This is a genomic window from Janthinobacterium sp. 1L-D-8-B-C4, from assembly GCF_057291295.1.
In genome coordinates, this window is record NZ_JBXAVX010000001.1 from 412,605 (window position 1) to 430,376 (window position 17,772).

Here is a 17,772-nt window from a genome sequence, read left to right on the forward strand (position 1 = left end):
GATTGAGCTTGTTTTTTGCGATTGATGTATGATGCATCATGATTTGAATGAGGGATGGCATGGCTTTTCAGCTCGATCCACTGGCGCACGCCAACCTGGGCAAATCGGCGCATGCGCGCCTGCGCGAGGCGCTGGCAGCGGGGCGCTTCCGGCCCAATGACCGGTTGCGCATTCGCGAACTGGCAATGCAGCTGGGTACCAGCGTCACCCCGGTGCGCGACGCCATGCTGCAGCTGGTGCAGGAAGAAGCGCTGGTGCTGCGTTCACCGCGCGACTTTCGGGTGCCCATGCTGAGCGAAAAACGCTACCTGGAAATCCGCGCCCTGCGGGTGGAACTCGAAGGATTGGGCGCGGCGATGGCGGCGCGAAATATCGACGCCGCCAGCCTGGCGCAGCTGGAACAGCTGTTGCAGGACAACGAAGCAGCGATCGCGCGCCAGGACCTGGCCGGTGCCCTGCAGTGCAACCAGGCCTTCCACCTGGGGCTGGCGCAGGCGTCTGCCATGCCGACCTTGAAACGCTTTGTCGACCATCTGTGGATGCAGATCGCGCCACTGATCGCCGCCGGGTACGCGGCATTTACGCCCACCATGCGCGTAGGGCATCACCGCGCCATCCTCGACGCCCTGCATGCGCGCGACGAAGATGCCGCCCGGCAGGCGATACAGCGCGACATCCTCGACGGTGGCGCGCAGTTGCTGGCGTATGTACGGCAGATGGAACAGCCAGGCTTGGCAGATGAAAAGGAGCAAGATGAATAGCACCGAACAGAAAACCGCCATCGTCACCGGCGCCAGCCGGGGCATCGGCCACGCCGTCGCCGAGCGTTTCCGCAGCCTGGGCTGGCGCGTGATCACGGTCTCGCGCAGCCCGATACCGCTCGGCTGCCCGCGCAGCCAGGAACACAATACGCATTTTTGCATGGACTTGTCGGACCTCGGCCAGATTGGCCAGATGGTTGACATGCTGCGCCCGATGCTGGTCGGCGGCAAACTGCATGCGCTGGTCAACAATGCAGGCGTGTCGCCGAAAGGGCCGGGCGGCGCGCGCGTCAATTCGCTGACCACCGACCTGCAGACCTGGCAGGAAATGTATAACACCAACTTTTTCGCGCCGCTGGCGCTGACGCGCGGCTTTGCCCAGGAACTGTCGAACGCGGCCGGCTCGGTGGTCAACCTGTGCTCGATCGCCGGCTACCGCGTGCATCCGTTCGCCGGTTCGGCCTACGCCAGTTCGAAGGCGGCGCTGGCGTCCTTGACGCGCGAAATGGCCAACGACATGGCACCGATGAAGGTGCGCGTCAACGCGATTGCGCCCGGCGAAATCGATACGGCCATTTTGTCGCCAGGCACCTCGCATATCGTTGACACCCAGATCCCGCTGCGTCGCCTGGGCACCACGGCCGAAGTGGCCGACCTGGTGGAGTTTTTGTGCAGCGAACGCGCCTCGTATATTACCGGCGCCGAGATTCCCATCGATGGCGGGCAGCGGATCTAGAAAATCACAACGGGCCTTCATTGCCATCCTGGCAAGTCATGCGCTACACTGGGCATGCAGGAGGCACCATGTATAGCAGCAATAGCAGCAATATCAGCAACATCCATCGACATGCCGACCTTGCCGCGCTGGCGTTTGCCGCGCTATCCGTTCCTGTCGCCAAAATTGTGCTGATGTACTGGCAGTATCAATTGCATTGGCCTCTGACGCGGCAGGTTGACACCGTTGTTCCCTATCTGGCGCTGGTCCTGGCGGTGCTGGCGGCAGCTACTTCCCGCGTTCGTGGATGACGAAAGTGCTGCGGATGGCCGCTGTCGCCGTGTGGTCTTGCATCGCGTACTTTGCCTCAGCGATCATCCCTGGCTGTCTGTGGGCGCCGGCTTGCCTGTAGGTTCGGTTGGTAGCGCTGGCGCAAGAACAAAGGAGAAAGAAATGCAGCACTACGTATTTGCATCGTCTGAAAAATCAGCCATGTTGGCGACGACTTCAATCGATACATTGATGGGCGCTTCGCCAGAATTATTTGACGTCGTGTTGGCTGATGATGAGGAGCTTGAGCTGCTGCTGGGTTTGCTGGGCATCAGACCGCCATCCCCCGTATTGTTGTCGCCGGCTGCTGACTTTTCGGCCATCTTCGACTATTCCACCGATTTGTTGCCGGTATTTACGCAGGAAGAGTTTGATGCCTTCTATTCGGAGTGGTTACGCTTGAGCAAGCGTGAATCGACCATGGACGAATATGGACAACTGCTTTTCCTGCAGGGACATGGCAAATGCTGGAACAGCAAGGCCAGCCGCTTCATTCTTCGAGAGAATGCATGAAACGATATTTGCGTTAATGATGAGGTTCACGCCCTTTGGACGGATACCATGGCCCGCTCTGCAGCCTGGTTAAAATAGGATGGAACGATGGTCATGGGATGGTGTTTTCAAATGAAGCGTATTTATGTGCAGACGCTGTCGGCGGCAGCCGGCATGTTGTCTCTTGCCTGCTGTCCGGCAATTGCGCAATCGCAGGTGGCTGCAAAGTCCGTCGATTGCGCCGCCACCGCCGAACGTGCAAGCGGCTTGACACTGGTGGAGACCGGGCAGTCGTTGGCCGACCTGTCGATCACCGTTGCCACGGATCAGGCGAAGAGATTCCTGCTGGCCCGCGTCACTTTGCTCGAAGGTCCATGCGCACACGACCTCCAGGCATTTCGCATGAGCCAGCTTGTGTTCAGCGATAGCGCTGTCTTCACCGTCCAGCTGGACGGCCGCCTGGTGCATGCCACCGACCCCGCAGGGTTGACGGCGTACCGGGATGGGCAGCGTGCCACCGACCATCCGGAGATCAAGCAGGCGCGCTTTATCATGGCCTACGATGTTGATACTACCAGCACGCCCGGCGACAGGCCGGTACTGCGCGTTGGCGTGTGGCAAGCTGGCGAGACCTGGCTGGTGGCAGCGTTCATTCGGCGCAGTGGTGGCTACAGCGAGCCGATCGAGTTGCTGCGTTCGCGCCAGCCCATCAGGGGCGTCAGCTATTTTCCTTCTCCCGACACGAATACCGGCAGATTGGGACTGGTGGCCGATACCGGCCACGGCATCGCACTGGTGAGCCTGGATTGGGATCATATTGCGCTCTCCAGGACACTCAGAGTGGCAAAATAATGCTGGCTTGGCGTAGCTGGCGACACCAAATCGAGGCCTGACTACAATAACAATCTTGTATGACGAGGCCGCTTCTGGCGACTGTCGTTCCAAACCTACCACCTGTACAGGAGTCAACCAGATGAATATTCGCAGCCTGCTTTCCTCGATCCTGATTGGCGCTGTCGCCAGCGCCCGCTCGATGACGCCGATGGCCACCATCGCCGCCGCACGCCTTGCCGGGCGCCACACCACGGGCCAGCTGGTCCTGCTCGACCGTCCCGTATTCAAGGCCGGCGCGCTGCTGATGGGCGCCGGCGAACTGTATGGCGACAAGATGAAGACGGCGCCCGACCGCACCGTGTTCCTGGGCTTGCTGGCGCGCGTGATGAGCGCCGGCATAGCTGGTGCGGCGCTGGCGCCCGAGGGCCGTGAAAAGGCTGGTGCAGCGGTCGCGGTCGCCACCGCCGTGCCGCTGGCCTACCTGACCCTGGCCGGCCGCAAGCAGGCCATGGCGCGCATCGGCCAGACGCGTAGCGGACTGATCGAAGATGCGCTGATCGTGGCGGCGGGTGTAGCGATCGTGGCCTTGTCGACCAGGCCGAAGTAAGCGCATGACAGAGCGGATAAGCACGCAGCGGCTGGTACTGGCACGGCCCGCTGCCGATGACGGGCCTGCTCTGTTGCATTACCGTCAGTCGAACCGGATGCACCTGGCCCTCTGGGAGCCGCTGCGTGCCGCGTCGTTCTACACTATCGAAGATGTCGAATTGCAACTGCGCCAGATGCGCGAGCATATGGCTGGCGGCAGCGCAGTGCACTGGTTGCTGGCAAGGCAGGGCAGCGCGGAACTGATCGGCCTGTGCAGTTTCACGAATATCGTGCTTGGTCCGTTCCAGGCCTGCCATCTTGGTTTTTCACTATCTGAAGAGCATCAAGGCAACGGTTATATGGCCGAAGCGCTGCAAGCGGCGATTGCCCACATCTTCCAGTCCATCGGGCTGCACCGCATCATGGCAAATTACCAGCCCGCCAACGTCAGGAGCGAGGCCTTGCTGCAGCGGCTGGGATTTGAAAGGGAAGGCTTGGCCAGGCGCTACCTGAAAATCAACGGGCACTGGGCCGACCATGTGCTGACCTCGCTGATCAACCCATCCTGAGCGCCAGCCGGAGCCTTCACTTGTACCCAGCAACTGTCACCATAGACCGTGTTTTCAGCGTCGCCTACCGCTGGGGCAAGCCTGGCCCCAGGACGGAGTTTGGTTTTGCTTCCGGCAACAAGCGGTATTACGGGCTGGAACTGCCAGGCAAGCCTGCGATCGAGGCTGGCATGCAAGTCACTGCGATTCTGGAGAAGGAAGGGGACTGGAGCTCGCTGCAGGGCTGGTTCAATCACACGACTGGCGAGGTGGTGTCGCCGTCAAGAGGCGGCCATGTGTTTCAACTGCTGGTTTGCTTCATGCTTGCCTGCGGCTTGTTCAGCTCGTTGTACCAACCGTTCGCCATTATCTTGCTTGCAATCTTGTTGCTGATCGCATTGCTGAGTGGTTCGATGCTGTTGCGCGCACATCGCGCGCAAAAGGCATTGGCAGCACTGTCGCGCGCCGCTCCGGCATCCTGATCAGTGCGCGTCCAGCTGCGCCTGCAAGGCCGCCACCACCAGCGCATGGTCATCGGCCTGCGCCAGGCCCGACACGGTAATCGTGCCGATCATGCCCACGCCGCGGATCAGCAAGGGGAATGCGCCGCCATGGCCGGCATATTCCAGGGTGTCCAGGTAAGCCACCTCTTCGAATGTGGCGCCCTTGTTTTTGTAGGTAATGCCCATCGCGTACGAGCTGCGCGCAAAGCGCTGCACCGTGTTGTTCTTGCGCCGTATCCAGTCGGCCTGGTCGATGGTGGCGCCGCTCATGGCGTAGTGGAACAGCACCTGGCCGTTGCGCGTGATATTGACGGTGACGGCTTTGCCACGCTTGCGCACTTCCTCGACGATCCACAGGCCGACGGCCAGCGCGGTGTCGTTGTCGAAGCGGTCGAATTGCAGGGTTTCTTCCTGCTGTGCCAGGGTGTTGAGCAAATCGGCGTAATGATCCATCATAGTGATCCAGGTAAGGTGCTGTTGAGTGGTCGGAAACGCTACTGTAACCGACGCCACGGCTTTTTTCACGGCGCGCTAGAATAAGGCATGAACCTGTCCCTGTTTGCCGACGACGATTACCCAGCCAGCGGCCCGGTACCACTGGTGCCTGGCAGCACCGCGTCCGTGCTGCTGCGCGGTTTTGCCTTGCCCAGGGTCGGGCAATTGCTATCTGCTCTTGATGCCATCGTGCAGGCGGCGCCGCTGCGCCATATGGCCACGCCGGGCGGCTTGCGCATGTCGGTGGCGATGAGCAATTGTGGTCAGCTGGGCTGGGTCACCGATGCGCGCGGCTACCGCTATGTGCGTCAGGATCCGGCCAGCAGCGCACCGTGGCCGGCGATGCCGCGCGTATTTTTGCAGCTGGCGCAGGACGCAGCCGAGGCCGCTGGCTACCCCAGCTTTGCGCCCGATGCCTGCCTGGTCAACTGCTACGTGCCCGGCGCGCGCATGGCGCTGCACCAGGACAAGGACGAGTGCGACTTCACCGCGCCCATCGTCTCGGTCTCGCTGGGCCTGCCCGCCACCTTCCTGTTCGGCGGCGCACTGCGCGCCGACCGCGCCGCGCGCATTGCCTTGTTGCATGGCGATGTAGTGGTATGGGGCGGCGAAGACCGCCTGCGCTTTCACGGCGTGGCACCCTTGAAGGACGGGCAGCACGCGCTGCTGGGCGCGCAGCGCATCAACCTGACTTTCCGCAAAGCCCTGTAGTCTAGCGGGCCATCGAGCTGTCGAGCGCCTGGGCAAACGCGATATGGTTGCCGTCCGGATCGGTCAGCATGATGATGCGTACCTGCGGCGTGGAGCTGAGCGCGCCATGCGCCACGCCGACCTGTTGCAAATGCGTCGCCAGTGCCTCGATATCGTCCACGGCCAGGGTCACCGAGCCACCGCCGGCACGGTCCGGCTGCTGGTACAGCTGCAGCCAGCCGCCCCGGTCAAATTTCCATTCTGCTACGTCAGGCATGGGCTGCGATGCCGCTTTCTTGCCCAGCAGGCGGGCATACCACAAGGAAGAGGCTGGCAGATCGCTGACGGCAAGGCTGGCGATGGCGTTCAAGATGGTCATGGGGGACTCGCTTTCAGTCGTCAAAAAAGCGCGGCAATCATGCAATTCTAGCCTACACTGGTTTTCATGCAAGCAAAGGAGAATCATCATGGCGCACAAGAACGGCGAATCCGACCTGGACGAGGTGGAGTACGAAGTGGAGGCGGACGTGGAGCGCGAACGGCGCGAACATGATTTGCTTGACGAAGAAAAAATGGGCATGGGTGAACTCGAGGAAGAGCGCATGAAACCACAGCGCTCGCCGGCAGACGGAAAAGAAGAGCGAGGCTAAAGCGCCGGGCACTGGCAAGTACCGCCGCAGGTGGTTACAATTTTGCTTTGCCATCTGCACGCAACCCGGAGGCCCATGAAATTTCGCTCTGCCCTGATTCTACTTTTACCGCTGGCGTTCAGCGTGTCCCCGGCGGCCCAGGCCGCCACCATCTGCACCGCCATCGCCGATGCCGTGTCCGGCACGGTGGTGCTGCAAGAGGGCAATTGCGTCGACCGGGTCACGCCTGCATCGACCTTCAAGATCGCACTCAGCCTGATGGGCTACGACGCCGGCTTCCTCAAGGACCAGCACGCGCCGCGCCTGCCGTACAAGCAGGGCTATGTGGACTGGGGCGGCGATGCCTGGCGCCAGGAGACCGATCCTGCGCGCTGGATGCAGTATTCCGTGGTCTGGTATTCGCAGCAGATCACGCAGGCGCTCGGCACGGTGCGCTTTCAGAAGTACGCGCGGGCGCTGGGCTACGGCAATGCCGATGTGTCGGGTGACCCCGGCAAGGACAACAGCCTTGAGCGTTCCTGGATCAGTTCCTCGCTGAAAATTTCGCCACTGGAGCAACTGGGCTTCCTGCGTAAACTGGTCAACCATCAACTGCCTGTCAGCCGCCAGGCGATGGACCAGACGGCCCACCTGACGCGCCTGGCCGACCTGCCTGATGGCTGGCAGTTGCACGGCAAGACGGGCGCGGCCTTTCCGCGCAAGCGCGACGGCAGCTTCGATGAAGCGCATGGCTACGGCTGGTTTGTCGGCTGGGCCAGCAAGGGCGAGCGCACCTATGTGTTTGCGCGGCTGGTGCAGGACGAACAGGCCGGCCAGCAGTCGGCCGGCCTGCGCACGCGCGAGGCCATGGTCAAGGAGCTGCCGGCGATGCTGGCCAAGCTGCCTTAGGCGTTCACGCCTGCTGTAATTTCCGCCAAGCTACGCCTGCGTTCTATATACTTGCCGAAACGGATCATCCGGCAACAAACAAGGGTAAGGCATGGCGTCAAGCATGGAGCAGTTACGGGCAAAGGCAAGGCAATGGACGGCGCGCGGCAAGGATAGTGCCGCACGCCTGGGTCGGCATGGTGGAGCACGCCTGGCGGCCCTGTACCGGCGCGGCCATGCCCACCTGATGAGCTTGCCGCCGGGGCGGCGCGCCGCAGTGATGGCGCTATGGTCGTTTCTCACCTTGCTCACGCTGCTGGTCGCTTATCTGCTGCTGCTGATACCGTTGACGCCCAGCATCCACGACCTGCGCCAGGCCCGCTCGGCCGCACCCAGCACCATGGTGGCTGCTGGCGGCGAGGAACTGGCCCGCTTCGACCAGGGCTTGCAGGAGCGCGTCACCTTGCAGCAGATTTCGCCCAATGTGGTCAGCGCGCTGATCGCCACCGAAGACCACCGTTTTTACCAGCATCATGGCGTCGATTTCAAGCGCCTGGCCGGCGCCATCGTGCATAGCCTCAGTGGCGACCCGCAAGGCGGCTCGACCATTACCCAGCAACTGGCGCGCAATATGTTCCCGGCCGAAATAGGGCGCTCGCGCAGCCTGAACCGCAAGCTCAAGGAACTGGTCACGGCCCTGAAAATCGAGGCCACCTACAGCAAGACGGAAATCCTCGAAGCCTACCTGAACACCGTGCCTTTTCTGTACAACACCTTCGGCATCGAAATGGCGGCCCGCACGTATTTCGACAAGCCGGCCGCGCGCCTCGATATCCTCGAAAGCGCAACCCTGGTCGGCATGCTCAAGGGCACGAATTACTACAATCCGGTCGGCAACCCGGAGCGCTCGCTGCAGCGCCGCAACGTGGTGCTGGGCCAGATGCGCAAGCACGAGGTGATCGACGAGAAGCGCTACAGGCAACTGGTCAAGCGCCCGCTGCGCCTGCACTTCGAGCGCCAGAGCGAACGCGCGCAGACCGACAGCCACTTCACGGCCTATGTGCGCAAATGGCTGATCGACTGGGCCGACGAAAACGACTACAACCTGGAACTCGATGGCCTGGTGGTCCACACCACGCTCGACAGTGACCTGCAGCAGGCGGCCGAGCGCGCCGTCGAACGCCAGGCCAATGCCTTGCAGGCGATTGCCGACGTGGAATGGAGCCGCGCCGGCGTGCCGTCGTCGACCTCGACCGGCATGTACGCCTCGATGCAGTCGGGTAGTGTGCCGTTCGATTATTTCTGGAAGTCGCATCCGGCCCTGGTCGACGCCTTCGTCAGGGAAACCGCCGACTACCGCAAGCTGGTGGCGGCCGGCGGCACCGCCGAAGATGCGCTGGCGCAATTGAAGGGCGACCGCGCCTTTATTGCCGCCTTGCGCAAGTCCAAAACGCGGTTGCAGGCCGGTTTCGTGGCGATGGACCCGGCCACCGGCGCCTTGCGCGCCTGGGTCGGCAGCCGCGACTTCGCACGCGAGCAGTTCGACCATGTGGCCCAGGCCGCGCGCCAGCCCGGTTCCACCTTCAAGCCTATCGTGTACGGCGCGGCGCTGGAAAAAGGCCTGAGCCCGGAACATGTCTACCGCGATGCAGTGATGGACATCAAGGCCGCCGACGGCACCAAATGGCGCCCGACCGACATGGGCGGCAGCACCGGGCGCGAGATGACCATGCGCGAGGGCCTGGTGTACTCCAAGAACACGATTACCGCGCAAGTGATGCAGGACGTCGGCCTGCCGCCGATTATCAAGCTGGCGCGTGCGCTGGGCGTGCGTGACAGCAAGCTCGCTTCCGTGCCGTCGCTGGCGCTGGGCACCAGCCCGGTCACCTTGCTGGAAATGGTCAACGCCTACGCCAGCATCGCGGCCCAGGGCCAGGCGCGCAAGCCATATGTGGTCACGCATATCACCGACCGCGACGGCAAATTGATTGCGCGTTTCGGCGAAGACAAACCGGTGCAGGCAATGAAGGCCGAGTCGGCCGATACGCTGACCGACATGATGCGCGGCGTGATCGACCGCGGCACGGGCACGGCCATCCGCAACCGCTTCGGCATCCGCTCCGACGTGGCCGGCAAGAGCGGCACCACGCAGAACAATGCCGACGGCTGGTTCATCCTGATGCACCCGCAACTGGTCGGCGGCGCCTGGGTGGGCTTCAACGACGCGCGCGTTACCATGCGCAGCAACTACTGGGGCCAGGGCGGCCACAACGCCGTGCTGGTGGTGGGCGACTTCTTCAAGACGGCGCTCGACACGGGCAAGCTGGCGCGCGACGCCATCTTCGCCGGCGGCAAGCCGCCGCCGCCACCGCGCCGCATCGAAGCGATGGAGCCCGAAGGCGAGCCGGTGGAAGAGGGCGGCGACATGCAGCAGGAAGGCGCGCCGCCCGCGCCGCTTGCCATGCCGGCCGAGGAAAGTGGTGGCCAGGAATCGAATGGCCGCGCGGTGCCGCAGGAGTCCCCGGTCCCGGTGCCGGTCCCGGCGCCATTGCCGACACCGGCCTTGCCGCCGCCACCGCAAGGCTGAGCATGACGATCGCTTTCCGTCACGCTGAGATCATTACCGAGATCGGCATCGATGTGGTGCTGCACTCCCTGCTGTCGACGGTGGCGGTGCGCCTGGCTGGAACTGCGGCAGATCGGGCAAGGCCTGGCTGCGCTGGCGCCGGACCAGGTCGTCTGGGACTTCAATGACCTGTCCAGGCAGCCGCCGTGGGCGCGGCAATCGCACCGAGGACCACATCGATGGACAGCTACGACACTACCAACGACGGCTATAACATGGTCGACCAGATGCTCGCTTGCGTGGCGTCGCTAAAGGATGCGGGCGGTGTGCTGGAAATCATTGCGTTTGACGGTATCGCGCCGTTTTATTAGGCTCTGTCACCATAAACAGTGGGAACACGCCGACATTACCGAGGTCTAACTAATCAGTTACTTCCTTTCAGGAGCTGATCATGGACCTTATCCAGTGGCAGATTTTCATCAAGCAATTCGAGCTACTGTCGCCGCGCCAGCGGGTTGTCAGCGGCAACCTGTTGCGTAGCAGCGCGGCGCAGGATGCCAGCGTGACCTTGATCGAACAAGTGGCACAACGGCAGTTACATTGCCCAGCCTGCCAGTCGGTACATTTTCACCGGCATGGTCTTGCCCACGGCCTGCAACGCTACCGATGCGTGCCTTGCGGCAAAACCTTCAATGCCCTGACGGGCACCCCGCTGGCGCACTTGCGCTACAAGGCTCGCTGGCTGGCCTATGCCGATTGCCTGCTCAATTCGTTTTCGGTGCGCAAGGCTGCAAGCGAAGTCAATATCCATCGCAATACCAGTTTTCGCTGGCGCCACCGCTTCCTGGCCCTGGCTAAAACCGACCGGCCGCGCTGCCTGCATGGCATATCCGAGGCCGACGAGATGTATGTGCTGGAGTCGCAGAAAGGTTCACGGCACCTGATGCGTCCGGCGCGCAAGCGTGGTGGTGTGGCCCGCCAGCGCGGCATTTCGAATGAACAAGTGTGCATCCTGGTAGCCCGTGACCGCACCGGGCAGACCGTCGATTTCGTTACCGGCCTGGGCCCACTGACCAAGGCCAAGCTGCACGCCTGCCTGCCAGCGGTGATCGACCGTGACATTCTACTGGTCAGCGATGGGCATCCGGCCTATCCGGTGTTTGCGAAGGAAATCGGCATCCTGCATGCTGCAGTGAACTTGCGCGCCGGCATCCGCGTGCGTGGCACAGTCCACGTGCAGAACGTGAACGCCTATCACAGTCGCTTGCGCGAATGGTTGCGCGCCTTTCATGGCGTGGCAACGCGCTACTTGCCCAACTACCTGGGCTGGCGCTGGATACTCGACGCAAAGAGGATATTGTCCTCCGAAAGCTTGCTCAGGGCTACCTTGGGTACGTTCCCACATTTGACAGTGACATAGCCTTTTATTACGTGGATTGAATCAGCCCTGAACCGCCGCAGAATTTTTGCTTGCCTGCCGCCTGTGCATGCCAATTGTCTACCCAATCCATCGTTTACAACTCTTCGCCCCGTCACCATTTGGGCTGCCGTGACCAGCGCTGCGCGGTCGCCAGCCTGACCCTGACTGTTTGACAGCCGACGGTTTCATATTCCAGCCACCGCACTCCGTTGTCGATGATCACCCATGCGTTGACGATCAGGGTGTCAAAAGGCGTTGCGCTGTCCTTTATATCAATCTTCAGTCGTCCGGCTTCGGTGTCGATGGATCGCAGGACCCGCGTTGTGCGTTGCGTAAATTCAATAGTGTACATGGGGCGGCAATTTTATTTACGTGATCAGTTTGGTGCATGTTTGATATTACTATACAAAAATTTTTCCATGCGCACGCGATAATGGACGGTTTGAAATTTGATAATTGAAAGTTTTCAAATTGCAACAACTATTCAATTATAAAAAAATAAAAGTTATCTTTATATTTCATTTTGTAATGCGCAAATTAAAATTGCAAAAATTTAATAAATATTTATTTTAAGAAATTTTTTGATTAATCGTTACCATAAGAAGATTGTTGTTTTTATTTTAATTTGATATATATCAATGCTACATCACATGTCAACCGAATGGGAAATTCTTGCTGATAGGATACGACATTAACCTTTGCTGACGCGTGAGGCAATCATGTCTGATAATAATAAAAATTTCTTTTTGGAAAGAGTGCGAACTGGCGATGAGCAGGCCTTTACCGCCCTGTATCTGGCATATCGGACACGGGTATCGAATGTTATTCGCCGCCATATTAAAAACCAGCAGGATATCGAGGATTTAATTCAGCTTGTCTTTTTCAGGGCTTATCAAGGTTTGAAGAATTTTCGGGGCGATGCCGAATTTTTTACCTGGATTTATTCCATCACCATGAATTGCATAAGATTTCATGCCAGGAAAGAGACCAGGAGATTTTGTTTTTTACCCGAAATGGATGAGTTATCCGGCAAGGCAATTGAAATGGATGCCTGCCACGAAGACGGGCCTGAAGCCATTTGCATTGCCGTTCAGCAGAAAATGGAAGTCATAGGCGTCATCACGAACTTTCCACCGTTCCTGGGCGAAATTTTCATGTTGCGCGAAAGCGAAGGACTAAGTTATGCCGAAATCGCCAGGAGAGTGAATTGCCCTGTAGGCACGGTGAAAAGCCGTCTGCATCGCGCCAGGGAGTCCATCATGATGGTATTGGAAAAAGACGATGAATTCGGTGGGGAAACAAACAAGTGAATATGCATATGCCGGAAGCTGCCATAAAGTGGTTTCGTCCCATGAAAAATGTTCATGCTGTTTCAGTTCGGCAGGAAGCTGAATCAGGCTTGCACAGACGAGCAGACGCACTGATGGCTCAAAAAATAGATGTCGCACTTATTTTCCAGCAAATGCTGGGGACTTTCACTGCGGCCAAATACCTGCGAGAGCAGCAAGTGCCATTGCAGGTCGCCTTGCGCGTGCTGGTTCATTGCCGCAGGAATAGCCCTTCGCCGCCGACGCTGATCGGCCACGGGGAGCCTGCCTGTCCATCGCAGGCTGGCTGAACATGGCAAATCAATCAAGGCCCGCCATTGCCGCCGACCGCCGCATACACCTGGCCCGTCGCATAGCTGGACTCGCCCGACGCCAGCAGCACATAGACGCCCGCCAGTTCCGCTGGCTGGCCTGGCCTGCCCATCGGCGTGTCCTTGCCGAATTCAGGCAGCTTCTCGGGCGGCTGGCCGCCAGTCACTTGCAGCGGGGTCCAGAACGGGCCAGGTGCGACGGCGTTGACGCGGATGCCCTTGCTGGCCAGCTGCTTGGCCAGGCCCTTGCTGAAGATCATGATGGCGCCCTTTGTGGCGGCATAGTCGAGCAGGTTCTCGCTGGGGTCGTAGGCGTTGACGGACGCGGTGTTGATGATGGCCGAGCCGGGCTTCATCAGTGGCACGGCCGCCTTGGTGATCCAGAACATGGCGTACACATTGGTCTTGAAGGTTTCGTCGAAACGGGCGGTGGTCATGTCCACGATGGAATCCGCCGAAAACTGGCGCGCCGCGTTGTTGACGAGGATGTCGAGGCCGCCCAGTGCGCGCGCCGCGTCCGCCACCAGCTTCTGGCAGAACGCTTCATCCTTGATGTCGCCAGGAATGGTGACGGCCTTGCGGCCGGCGGCGCGGATCAGCTGCGCCACTTCGCGCGCGTCTTCCTCTTCGGCTGGCAGGTAGTTGATGGCGACGTCCGCGCCTTCGCGCGCATAGGCGATGGCGGCGGCGCGGCCGATGCCCGAGTCGCCACCCGTGATCAGGGCGCGCCGGCCCGTCAGGCGGCCAGAACCCTTGTAGCTGGTTTCGCCATGGTCGGGGCGGGGATTCATCTTGCTCGTCAGGCCAGGCCAGGGTTGCTGCTGGACGGCGAACGGCGGCTGCGGATATTGCGTGACGGGATTGGGCGGCAGGCCGGCAGGGCGCGCGGCGCTGCCAGACTGCGCCATGGCGGGCGCGACGACCGAGGCGATGGCCCCGGTGGCAGCCACGCCGACAAACTGGCGGCGTGAGCGGTTGGTGTTATCAGCATCCATGGTGTGACCTTTCTTGAAAGCATGCGTGGACAAAATACCAGCACGTTCAAGCATGGACGACGCAGCGCCTGGCCTCCGTTCGATAGCTCACATGTCAGTGATTTTGCTATTTGGCATCATTCAGCCTGGCAAACGCCGCCGCAAACGCCAGCGCGGCCGATTCCACACGCAGCGCGCCGACGTCAAACGTGCAATGGCGCAGCAGCGGTTCGCGTGCCAGGCCGGTGTCGGCCAGCAGCCATTCGGCGGCCAGTGCACCCAGCATGCCTTCCAGCATGACTTCGGGCATGTCCAGCGCGGCATTGTCGGTGTGCCCCGCGTCGAGCACGCTGGGCGCAAACGCCATCGAGCGCGCGCCGTGGCGTATCGCTTCGCGCATGGCCACGCGGGTGGCGCGGCGCAGCACCTCGGAGGTCAGCAAGCCAGGGTCGCCCAGGCCAATTACCAGTATCGCTCGTGGCACCATGGTGGCAGGCGGCACGGTGATCAGCAGGGTTTCCATCGGCTGAGCGCGAAAGGCGCCGCTGGCGCGCAGCAGCGTCAACTGGCCGCCCAGCGCCTGATCCAGGGCCAGCAGGCCGCCGGCGATGGGAGCGCCACCAACTTCGTGTTCGAACATGCAAGCGACGCTGAGGTCGACGTCGGCCATCGCCGGACCCCAGGCCACCACGTCGAAGGTGACGCCGCGGACGATGCCGATCGGGTGGCGTACGGGAAGATGGCTGGCTTGATGGCTGGTCATGGCGGTGTTTCCTTGCGTAAGAGGGTACGCCCATCCTAGCTGCTTGCCATGTCTCGCACACCTGCCAGAAGGCAGGCGGCGTTAGACCGTATTGCGCATCAGGCCGGCATGGCGCACGAACACCTGCATGGCCGGCATGGTCTGCTCGTGCAGCGCTTCGAGTTCCTTTTCAAGCGCGGGCGTGACCGCCAGGATGCCGTCCGGCCGCTTGCGCACGGGCAAGCCCAGCGCCTGCGCCATCTCGACCGGGTAGTTGGTGAAATCGCCATACGGCCGCTTGCCATCGACCGACGGCGTGGGCCAATAGCCTTCGCCCAGATAGTCTTCAGCTTCCAGGCCCAGCATTTCCAGCGAGCGCCACGATTGGCGGCGCAGCAGCAACTGGTGGCGTTCGGTAAATGCAAAGCTGGCCTTGCCAAGCGCGTAGCTGCCCGGTTTCAGTTTCGCCATCTGCATGAAATGGGGCAGCAACTGCGCCGCTTCCATCAGGCGCTGCGCGGCCAGGGGCGTGTCGTTGCCGGCGGTCGCCTGCATGGCCAGCGCCAGGGTGTCGCCTTCGCCCAGCGGCTGGGCCGGGTTCAGCATCGGCGCGCCACTTTCCACCGGCGACCAGGCGATATTGAAGCGCCGTATCAAAGCCAGGTGCTGTACGTTCAGCACCCTGGGCGCGGCCAGTTCGATGGTGGACAGGATGCGCTTGCGCACGGGGCCGCTCAAGCCCGTTTCTGCCGCGCGCACCAGCACCGGAGAGCACAGCAAGGTGCCGGCCAGGCGCAGCAACTGGCGCCGCATCATGGTTTCACGCTGGCTTGCTGCTGGAATTCGATGCGGTTTTCCTTGTAGTCCCATTTGTTGTAGGGGCCGAAGACGCGGCGGTTTTCCTTGCTGTCGGCATTGCCCTGTTCGCGCTTCATGCGCCGCACCAGGGCCGTATCGGTCAGTGGGGCGGTGGTGGCGGCGAACACGTCGTGGCGCACGCTGGCCTTGGCGTCGGCGCCACGCGAAATAATGGTGAGCTTGCGCGAAGCGGGATCGAAATACAGGCGCATGGCGAAGGTATTCATGTCCTGCAGGTACAGGCCGTCGTCGCGCCACTGGGCGTAGAAATAATCGCCGCAGACAGCCTTCGGTTCGCGTTTCCATTCGCACGACAGGACAATCAGCAGGTGCTTGTCATCGAGCTGCTTGATGGCGATGCGTCCCTTGGAATAGCCCCAGGTGCTGGCCGGCACGGTGGTCGAGGACGCCAGATTGTAGTCGCCCACCAGATTGGGCATGGGAGCTTGCGCAAAGGCGCCAAGGCTGAAGGTCAGGGCGGCAAGCGCGGCGGTGGCGCGTAGGGCAGGAATAGTGATCATGGCAAGTATCGAGAAAAGTTGCCACATTCTATATGGCAACGTTTCAGCAGGCGCGCGCGATTGAAGCCGGCGCCAAATTCAGGCCAGTTTGCTCAGTTCCGCCACGTCGATCTTGACGACCTTGTCGCCGACGGCATCAACCAGTTGCTTGAAATGCGGCGTCGCTTCATGCGCGCGCAAGGCGGGTTCGCTGGCCCATTCTTCCAGCATGATGAAGCGGGTGGGGATTTTATTATCCAGGTGCAGCTCGTAGCGCAAACAAGTGCTCTCTGCGCGGCTGGGCGGCACCACCGCTTCCAATGCGGCGCGCACGGCGGCGATATGGTCGGCTTTGGCATCGATGGTGGCGACGACGATCAGGGTCATGGTGTTCCTTGTGTGAGGGTGGGCTCAAGAGCTTAGCGCATCTGGCGCCTTTCTGCCCAGCCCCCACCACAATGGCCCGGTTCCCTATGCCGCCTTCAGCTGTGCGATCTGCTCGAACGCCGACGCCAGCGCCTGCGCGCGGACCTCGTCGCTGACCTTCAGGCCTTCGGCACGCACGATTTCGAGCTGGCTTACGCCGAGGAAACCGAAAAAGCTCTTCAGGTAGTTTTCCTGGTGGTCGAGGCTGGCCATCGGCGTGCCAGGCGTATAGATGCCGCCGCGCGCCGAGGCAACGATCACGCGCTTGGCGCCAAGCAAGCCTTCGGGGCCGCTGGCGCCGTACTGAAACGTCTTGCCCGGCACTGCCAGCGCGTCCAGCCACGATTTGAGTTGCGAAGGAATGCTGAAGTTGTACAACGGCGCGCCGATCACGATCACGTCGGCGGCCAGTACTTGCTCAAGTGCAGTCGCCAGCGCCGCTGCATCATCGGCGCCGGGGGCCGCCGTGAATTGCGGTAGCGGATCAAACGCCAGGTCGCGGTAAGTGACGTGCGCGCCGGGCGCGGCCGCTTGCAGGCGCGCGGCGATGGCCGCCGTCAGCTGGCGCGTGGTGGAATGGTCGCCCAGGATGCTGGAATCGATATGCAAGATATTCATTTGGAGCCTTGTAATTTGGTCGGTTCAGGGTGGTATCATTTTGTACCTGAGGCTCATAGTGATGAAAAAAAATTGAACGCACAAGAAGGCACTTTTTCCATACCCGGGCACATGGATGTGACCGATGGCGGCGCAGCGCTGGAACAGCGCATGCGCACGGCAGGCGGCTATCCGGCCGTGGCGCATTCCTGCCAGCCGGCGACCGATATCCTGGCGCGCGTGGGCGACAAGTGGAGCGTGCTGGTGGTGATCTTGCTGGGCAACGGCACCAAGCGCTTCAATGAAATGCGCCGCCTGATCAACGGCATTTCGCAGCGCATGCTGACCTTGACCCTGCGCGGCCTGGAGCGCGACGGCCTGGTCACGCGCACGGTATTTCCCACCGTGCCGCCGCGCGTCGACTATGCGCTGACGGACCTGGGCCGGTCCTTGCTCGGCCCCATCAGCGCACTGGGCGCCTGGGCTTTTGGCCACCGCGCGCAGATAGACGCGGCGCGGCTGGCGTATGACATGCAGCATGCCGATGGCGCCGGCGACACGGAACAGGCCTAGAGCG

The 17,772-nt window shown here is 61.4% G+C and carries 27 protein-coding genes; 18 read left to right on the plus strand and 9 right to left on the minus strand.

All coding sequences use genetic code 11. From position 1 onward, the window contains the following. The first annotated feature begins 59 nt into the window (after positions 1 to 59). The 8 genes from AC0Z42_RS01905 (at position 60) to AC0Z42_RS01940 (ending at position 4,750) form a co-directional block, all read left to right on the plus strand. The gene (locus AC0Z42_RS01905; RefSeq protein ID WP_485466533.1) at positions 60 to 761 is read left to right on the plus strand and encodes a GntR family transcriptional regulator; all 702 of its coding nucleotides are present in this window, start codon (positions 60 to 62) and stop codon (positions 759 to 761) included. Then, positions 754 to 1,497, plus strand: coding sequence for an SDR family NAD(P)-dependent oxidoreductase (locus AC0Z42_RS01910; RefSeq protein WP_485466534.1), 744 nt, complete (start codon positions 754 to 756; stop codon positions 1,495 to 1,497). The genes AC0Z42_RS01905 and AC0Z42_RS01910 overlap by 8 nt, the downstream gene beginning before the upstream one ends. A gap of 68 nt (positions 1,498 to 1,565) precedes the next feature. Then, a complete protein-coding gene (locus tag AC0Z42_RS01915; protein ID WP_485466535.1) occupies positions 1,566 to 1,787 on the plus strand; it encodes a hypothetical protein in 222 nt (73 codons plus the stop codon). A gap of 142 nt (positions 1,788 to 1,929) precedes the next feature. Continuing rightward, positions 1,930 to 2,319, plus strand: a complete 390-nt coding sequence (locus AC0Z42_RS01920; protein ID WP_485466536.1) for a hypothetical protein — start codon at positions 1,930 to 1,932, stop codon at positions 2,317 to 2,319. A 111-nt stretch (positions 2,320 to 2,430) separates the two neighbouring features. Then, positions 2,431 to 3,150 (plus strand): hypothetical protein, encoded by a 720-nt coding sequence (locus AC0Z42_RS01925; RefSeq protein WP_485466537.1) that lies wholly within the window; start codon positions 2,431 to 2,433, stop codon positions 3,148 to 3,150. Between the two features lie 121 nt (positions 3,151 to 3,271). Further along, positions 3,272 to 3,739, plus strand: a complete 468-nt coding sequence (locus AC0Z42_RS01930) for a hypothetical protein (protein ID WP_485466538.1) — start codon at positions 3,272 to 3,274, stop codon at positions 3,737 to 3,739. Positions 3,740 to 3,743: 4 nt separating this feature from the next. After that, the gene (locus AC0Z42_RS01935; protein ID WP_485466539.1) at positions 3,744 to 4,289 is read left to right on the plus strand and encodes a GNAT family N-acetyltransferase; all 546 of its coding nucleotides are present in this window, start codon (positions 3,744 to 3,746) and stop codon (positions 4,287 to 4,289) included. A 20-nt stretch (positions 4,290 to 4,309) separates the two neighbouring features. Continuing rightward, on the plus strand, positions 4,310 to 4,750 hold the full coding sequence (locus AC0Z42_RS01940; RefSeq protein WP_485466540.1) for a hypothetical protein: 441 nt from the start codon (positions 4,310 to 4,312) through the stop codon (positions 4,748 to 4,750). On the opposite strand, the gene AC0Z42_RS01945 is transcribed toward AC0Z42_RS01940, so the two are convergent. After that, complete coding sequence (locus AC0Z42_RS01945; protein ID WP_485466541.1) at positions 4,751 to 5,227, minus strand: heme-degrading domain-containing protein; 477 nt, start codon at positions 5,225 to 5,227, stop codon at positions 4,751 to 4,753. It lies immediately after the preceding gene. A gap of 87 nt (positions 5,228 to 5,314) precedes the next feature. Between AC0Z42_RS01945 and alkB the strand changes: the two genes are divergently transcribed. Next, complete coding sequence (gene alkB / locus AC0Z42_RS01950) at positions 5,315 to 5,977, plus strand: DNA oxidative demethylase AlkB (protein ID WP_485466542.1); 663 nt, start codon at positions 5,315 to 5,317, stop codon at positions 5,975 to 5,977. A gap of 1 nt (position 5,978) precedes the next feature. Here alkB and AC0Z42_RS01955 read toward each other — a convergent pair whose 3' ends face one another. Then, positions 5,979 to 6,335 carry a VOC family protein gene (locus AC0Z42_RS01955; RefSeq protein ID WP_485466543.1) on the minus strand — a complete coding sequence of 119 codons (357 nt, stop codon included), beginning with the start codon at positions 6,333 to 6,335 and terminating at the stop codon, positions 5,979 to 5,981. An 88-nt stretch (positions 6,336 to 6,423) separates the two neighbouring features. Between AC0Z42_RS01955 and AC0Z42_RS01960 the strand changes: the two genes are divergently transcribed. The 6 genes from AC0Z42_RS01960 (at position 6,424) to AC0Z42_RS01985 (ending at position 11,459) form a co-directional block, all read left to right on the plus strand. Then, positions 6,424 to 6,606, plus strand: a complete 183-nt coding sequence (locus AC0Z42_RS01960) for a hypothetical protein (protein WP_485466544.1) — start codon at positions 6,424 to 6,426, stop codon at positions 6,604 to 6,606. A 75-nt stretch (positions 6,607 to 6,681) separates the two neighbouring features. Further along, entirely contained in the window at positions 6,682 to 7,494 is an 813-nt protein-coding gene (gene blaOXA, locus AC0Z42_RS01965; protein WP_485466545.1) for a class D beta-lactamase, read from the plus strand. Positions 7,495 to 7,597: 103 nt separating this feature from the next. Further along, complete coding sequence (locus tag AC0Z42_RS01970; protein WP_485466546.1) at positions 7,598 to 10,060, plus strand: penicillin-binding protein 1A; 2,463 nt, start codon at positions 7,598 to 7,600, stop codon at positions 10,058 to 10,060. Positions 10,061 to 10,062: 2 nt separating this feature from the next. Then, positions 10,063 to 10,227 carry a hypothetical protein gene (locus tag AC0Z42_RS01975; protein ID WP_485466780.1) on the plus strand — a complete coding sequence of 55 codons (165 nt, stop codon included), beginning with the start codon at positions 10,063 to 10,065 and terminating at the stop codon, positions 10,225 to 10,227. After that, positions 10,193 to 10,351, plus strand: coding sequence for a hypothetical protein (locus tag AC0Z42_RS01980; RefSeq protein WP_485466770.1), 159 nt, complete (start codon positions 10,193 to 10,195; stop codon positions 10,349 to 10,351). The genes AC0Z42_RS01975 and AC0Z42_RS01980 overlap by 35 nt, the downstream gene beginning before the upstream one ends. Before the next feature lie 139 nt (positions 10,352 to 10,490). Continuing rightward, positions 10,491 to 11,459, plus strand: coding sequence for an IS1595 family transposase (locus tag AC0Z42_RS01985; protein WP_485466547.1), 969 nt, complete (start codon positions 10,491 to 10,493; stop codon positions 11,457 to 11,459). Positions 11,460 to 11,571: 112 nt separating this feature from the next. Here AC0Z42_RS01985 and AC0Z42_RS01990 read toward each other — a convergent pair whose 3' ends face one another. After that, positions 11,572 to 11,811 carry a hypothetical protein gene (locus AC0Z42_RS01990; RefSeq protein ID WP_485466548.1) on the minus strand — a complete coding sequence of 80 codons (240 nt, stop codon included), beginning with the start codon at positions 11,809 to 11,811 and terminating at the stop codon, positions 11,572 to 11,574. Positions 11,812 to 12,178: 367 nt separating this feature from the next. On the opposite strand from AC0Z42_RS01990, the gene AC0Z42_RS01995 reads away from it, so the two are divergent. Together AC0Z42_RS01995 and AC0Z42_RS02000 are read left to right on the plus strand one after the other, a co-directional pair. Next, positions 12,179 to 12,769 (plus strand): RNA polymerase sigma factor, encoded by a 591-nt coding sequence (locus tag AC0Z42_RS01995; RefSeq protein WP_485466549.1) that lies wholly within the window; start codon positions 12,179 to 12,181, stop codon positions 12,767 to 12,769. 41 nt (positions 12,770 to 12,810) lie between these two features. Further along, entirely contained in the window at positions 12,811 to 13,077 is a 267-nt protein-coding gene (locus AC0Z42_RS02000; RefSeq protein ID WP_485466550.1) for a hypothetical protein, read from the plus strand. Between the two features lie 14 nt (positions 13,078 to 13,091). On the opposite strand, the gene AC0Z42_RS02005 is transcribed toward AC0Z42_RS02000, so the two are convergent. The 6 genes from AC0Z42_RS02005 to AC0Z42_RS02030 form a co-directional block, all read right to left on the minus strand. Beyond that, positions 13,092 to 14,093, minus strand: coding sequence for an SDR family oxidoreductase (locus AC0Z42_RS02005; RefSeq protein ID WP_485466551.1), 1,002 nt, complete (start codon positions 14,091 to 14,093; stop codon positions 13,092 to 13,094). 106 nt (positions 14,094 to 14,199) lie between these two features. Beyond that, positions 14,200 to 14,835 (minus strand): M17 family peptidase N-terminal domain-containing protein, encoded by a 636-nt coding sequence (locus AC0Z42_RS02010; RefSeq protein ID WP_485466552.1) that lies wholly within the window; start codon positions 14,833 to 14,835, stop codon positions 14,200 to 14,202. An 81-nt stretch (positions 14,836 to 14,916) separates the two neighbouring features. Next, a complete protein-coding gene (locus AC0Z42_RS02015; protein WP_485466553.1) occupies positions 14,917 to 15,630 on the minus strand; it encodes a hypothetical protein in 714 nt (237 codons plus the stop codon). Next, positions 15,627 to 16,193, minus strand: a complete 567-nt coding sequence (locus AC0Z42_RS02020) for a hypothetical protein (RefSeq protein ID WP_485466554.1) — start codon at positions 16,191 to 16,193, stop codon at positions 15,627 to 15,629. The genes AC0Z42_RS02015 and AC0Z42_RS02020 overlap by 4 nt, the downstream gene beginning before the upstream one ends. A 78-nt stretch (positions 16,194 to 16,271) precedes the next feature. Continuing rightward, a complete protein-coding gene (locus tag AC0Z42_RS02025) occupies positions 16,272 to 16,559 on the minus strand; it encodes a putative quinol monooxygenase (protein ID WP_485466555.1) in 288 nt (95 codons plus the stop codon). Between the two features lie 84 nt (positions 16,560 to 16,643). Further along, on the minus strand, positions 16,644 to 17,216 hold the full coding sequence (locus tag AC0Z42_RS02030; RefSeq protein ID WP_485466556.1) for an FMN-dependent NADH-azoreductase: 573 nt from the start codon (positions 17,214 to 17,216) through the stop codon (positions 16,644 to 16,646). A gap of 72 nt (positions 17,217 to 17,288) precedes the next feature. On the opposite strand from AC0Z42_RS02030, the gene AC0Z42_RS02035 reads away from it, so the two are divergent. After that, positions 17,289 to 17,768 carry a winged helix-turn-helix transcriptional regulator gene (locus AC0Z42_RS02035; protein ID WP_485466557.1) on the plus strand — a complete coding sequence of 160 codons (480 nt, stop codon included), beginning with the start codon at positions 17,289 to 17,291 and terminating at the stop codon, positions 17,766 to 17,768. The last annotated feature ends 4 nt before the right edge of the window (positions 17,769 to 17,772 follow it).

Coding starts and splice junctions, on each gene's coding strand:
- AC0Z42_RS01905 (WP_485466533.1), top strand. CDS start 60: ATGGCTTTTCAGCTCGATCCACTGGCGCACGCCAACCTGGGCAAATCG.
- AC0Z42_RS01910 (WP_485466534.1), top strand. CDS start 754: ATGAATAGCACCGAACAGAAAACCGCCATCGTCACCGGCGCCAGCCGG.
- AC0Z42_RS01915 (WP_485466535.1), top strand. CDS start 1,566: ATGTATAGCAGCAATAGCAGCAATATCAGCAACATCCATCGACATGCC.
- AC0Z42_RS01920 (WP_485466536.1), top strand. CDS start 1,930: ATGCAGCACTACGTATTTGCATCGTCTGAAAAATCAGCCATGTTGGCG.
- AC0Z42_RS01925 (WP_485466537.1), top strand. CDS start 2,431: ATGAAGCGTATTTATGTGCAGACGCTGTCGGCGGCAGCCGGCATGTTG.
- AC0Z42_RS01930 (WP_485466538.1), top strand. CDS start 3,272: ATGAATATTCGCAGCCTGCTTTCCTCGATCCTGATTGGCGCTGTCGCC.
- AC0Z42_RS01935 (WP_485466539.1), top strand. CDS start 3,744: ATGACAGAGCGGATAAGCACGCAGCGGCTGGTACTGGCACGGCCCGCT.
- AC0Z42_RS01945 (WP_485466541.1), bottom strand. CDS start 5,227: ATGATGGATCATTACGCCGATTTGCTCAACACCCTGGCACAGCAGGAA.
- alkB (WP_485466542.1), top strand. CDS start 5,315: ATGAACCTGTCCCTGTTTGCCGACGACGATTACCCAGCCAGCGGCCCG.
- AC0Z42_RS01955 (WP_485466543.1), bottom strand. CDS start 6,335: ATGACCATCTTGAACGCCATCGCCAGCCTTGCCGTCAGCGATCTGCCA.
- AC0Z42_RS01960 (WP_485466544.1), top strand. CDS start 6,424: ATGGCGCACAAGAACGGCGAATCCGACCTGGACGAGGTGGAGTACGAA.
- blaOXA (WP_485466545.1), top strand. CDS start 6,682: ATGAAATTTCGCTCTGCCCTGATTCTACTTTTACCGCTGGCGTTCAGC.
- AC0Z42_RS01970 (WP_485466546.1), top strand. CDS start 7,598: ATGGAGCAGTTACGGGCAAAGGCAAGGCAATGGACGGCGCGCGGCAAG.
- AC0Z42_RS01975 (WP_485466780.1), top strand. CDS start 10,063: ATGACGATCGCTTTCCGTCACGCTGAGATCATTACCGAGATCGGCATC.
- AC0Z42_RS01985 (WP_485466547.1), top strand. CDS start 10,491: ATGGACCTTATCCAGTGGCAGATTTTCATCAAGCAATTCGAGCTACTG.
- AC0Z42_RS01990 (WP_485466548.1), bottom strand. CDS start 11,811: ATGTACACTATTGAATTTACGCAACGCACAACGCGGGTCCTGCGATCC.
- AC0Z42_RS01995 (WP_485466549.1), top strand. CDS start 12,179: ATGTCTGATAATAATAAAAATTTCTTTTTGGAAAGAGTGCGAACTGGC.
- AC0Z42_RS02000 (WP_485466550.1), top strand. CDS start 12,811: ATGAAAAATGTTCATGCTGTTTCAGTTCGGCAGGAAGCTGAATCAGGC.
- AC0Z42_RS02005 (WP_485466551.1), bottom strand. CDS start 14,093: ATGGATGCTGATAACACCAACCGCTCACGCCGCCAGTTTGTCGGCGTG.
- AC0Z42_RS02010 (WP_485466552.1), bottom strand. CDS start 14,835: ATGACCAGCCATCAAGCCAGCCATCTTCCCGTACGCCACCCGATCGGC.
- AC0Z42_RS02015 (WP_485466553.1), bottom strand. CDS start 15,630: ATGATGCGGCGCCAGTTGCTGCGCCTGGCCGGCACCTTGCTGTGCTCT.
- AC0Z42_RS02020 (WP_485466554.1), bottom strand. CDS start 16,193: ATGATCACTATTCCTGCCCTACGCGCCACCGCCGCGCTTGCCGCCCTG.
- AC0Z42_RS02025 (WP_485466555.1), bottom strand. CDS start 16,559: ATGACCCTGATCGTCGTCGCCACCATCGATGCCAAAGCCGACCATATC.
- AC0Z42_RS02030 (WP_485466556.1), bottom strand. CDS start 17,216: ATGAATATCTTGCATATCGATTCCAGCATCCTGGGCGACCATTCCACC.